Annotated in this window: 2 protein-coding genes; one reads left to right on the top strand and one right to left on the bottom strand. The window is 36.5% G+C overall.

The genetic code is table 11. From position 1 onward, the window contains the following. The coding region (locus ABY905_RS16735; RefSeq protein WP_372645948.1) for a twin-arginine translocation signal domain-containing protein at window positions 1–362 on the bottom strand (362 nt) is incomplete at its 3' end. Between the two features lie 420 nt (window positions 363–782). On the opposite strand from ABY905_RS16735, the gene ABY905_RS16730 reads away from it, so the two are divergent. Further along, window positions 783–1,838, top strand: a complete 1,056-nt coding sequence (locus ABY905_RS16730) for an NAD(P)/FAD-dependent oxidoreductase (protein WP_372645946.1) — start codon at window positions 783–785, stop codon at window positions 1,836–1,838. Window positions 1,839–2,137 lie beyond the last annotated feature (299 nt).

Here is a 2,137-nt window from a genome sequence, read left to right as displayed (position 1 = left end):
CCAACAAATTCTTTAGCCTTTGGTAAACCCGCATCAGAAAGAATCTTCTGTCCTCCATCAACAGCAGCCTGTCTGATATCACAAAGTGCTGTAACCTCAACACCTTCGATATAAGTCATGCGCTTTACAGCCCCTGAACCACGATCGCCAATACCTACGAATCCAACACGAACCGTATCGAGTTTTGGAGCCGCATAGCCACACATATTGAAACTCATTGATGGGTTTCTTGATGCCGCAGCTTTAATATGAGCCAAATTACTTTCATCTTTAGTGCTTGAGCAAGCTGCCAGGGGCGCTGCTACAAGAACTCCAGCTCCAAGAGCCAAATTACCTAGGAATGATCTTCGGGTGCTTGCCATAATTCTAATAGTTTAATCTTTTTAAAATATTTTTTTCAGAGCTAAAAAAGAGTCGTCTTTATTCAGTATATTTTTTTGAAACTGCCGAATTAAAAATCCTACTGTTTAGTACCTCTATATTACTAATTTTCTTACTAAAAATTGAACTCAAGTTAAAAGTAGATTTATTGTTCTTTAAGTTGCTTTTAAATTACTTCTTCAAAGTCCTAACTTGTTGCTCAAAGATATCTTCAATCCCCATAAATAAAGGGTGACATTTTTTTCAAAAAGGGTAAAAAAATAAGCAATTAAGGTGAAAAGCCTATTCTCTCAACGTCAGGATAACGATGCAATCTCCCAATCTAAATAAGGAAGAAGCAATTCATCAGCTATATTTCGAAAACAAGATTCCTTATATTTGAATAAATCAAGCTAAAAAAAATGACCAAATATATTATTGTAGGACAAGGTTTAGCAGGTACCCTTCTGGCCTATCAAATGCATCAAAATAAAATCCCATTTAAAATCATTGCCGACCCGACTCAAAAATCTGCTTCAGAGATTGCAGCAGGACTCATTAATCCTCTTGTCTTTAAACGTCTCACAAAAAGTTGGATGGTAGACAGCTTATTTCCTAAAATGTATGAGACTTATTCGGAGATGGAGGAATTGCTTTCGATAAAATTCATCGAACAAAAACAGATGATCAAACCTTTAGCAGAGCAAGATATTCCGATGTGGGAAAAGCGAATCGATCAAGGTAAAATGAATCATTATATTGATCGAATCGATAAGGATCTGAAACTGGAAGGTTTTAAAGCGATTGAGCATTACGGCGCACTCATGCAAACAGGCTCTTGCAATTTGAGCCTATTGATTCGAGCCATGCGTACTTTCTTTAAACAGCACAGTTATCTCATCGAAGATCACCTAAAAATTGATGATGTCACATTTACGGATAGATATGTACAATGGAAAGATCTTTCTGCTGAAAAAATCATATTCTGCAGAGGGTATCAGGATGCTAAAAATGCTCTTTTTCCTGCTGATAGTTTTTATCTCACCAAAGGAGAATTGATAGAAATTGAAGCTAAATCTTTGTGTGAAGATTATATCCTGAATAAAAACTTATTCGTTCTTCCTACCGGAAATCATCACTTTAAAGTTGGGGCAACCTATCAATGGGATACTATTGATGAAGATACCAGTGAAGAAGGCAAATCAGAACTTCTCACCAAACTGGATAAACTGATTGATACAGACTATACCATTCTGAATCATTGGGCTGGTGTAAGACCGACTGTGAAAGATAGACGACCGATTCTGGGTATTCATCCTCAAAACGATCGTTTAGCAATATTCAATGGACTTGGAACCAAGGGAGTTATGCTAGCCCCTTATTTCTCTGAACAAATGCTTGAATTATTGGAAAACCCAGAAGCTGAAGTCGACGAAGAAGTCAAGCTTGAGCGTTTTTCTAGATCAAGTTCAAAATAGGGTTATCCTACATACTGTCAGTCGCCTTACTCGTCCCATTGCACAAAGCCAATTTGGCTGCTAGATTTCCACTACAATCCCTAAGTAAAACAATTAGATCTTTAAGATTTAAGACCTGAAACTAAACTACAAATTACTCTTAATCTAGATATTGAATAAAACAATGCGAAATTAAAGCAAATTTATTATTAGAATTTCACAAAACTTTGCCGAACGAGTAGGCAAAATCAGCGGAACACAGTTTAAACAATCTCAAGTACACTCCCATTTGTGGGAACGTGCTTCAAATCATTATGTAT

This window comes from Ancylomarina sp. (genome assembly GCF_041555295.1).
Classification (GTDB): domain Bacteria; phylum Bacteroidota; class Bacteroidia; order Bacteroidales; family Marinifilaceae; genus Ancylomarina.
Note: the sequence above shows the minus strand (reverse complement) of the source record. Positions and strands in the feature narration are given on the sequence as shown.

Bases quoted from the DNA above. Each gene is read 5' to 3' on its own strand.
- ABY905_RS16730 (WP_372645946.1), top strand. From the start codon at position 783: ATGACCAAATATATTATTGTAGGACAAGGTTTAGCAGGTACCCTTCTG.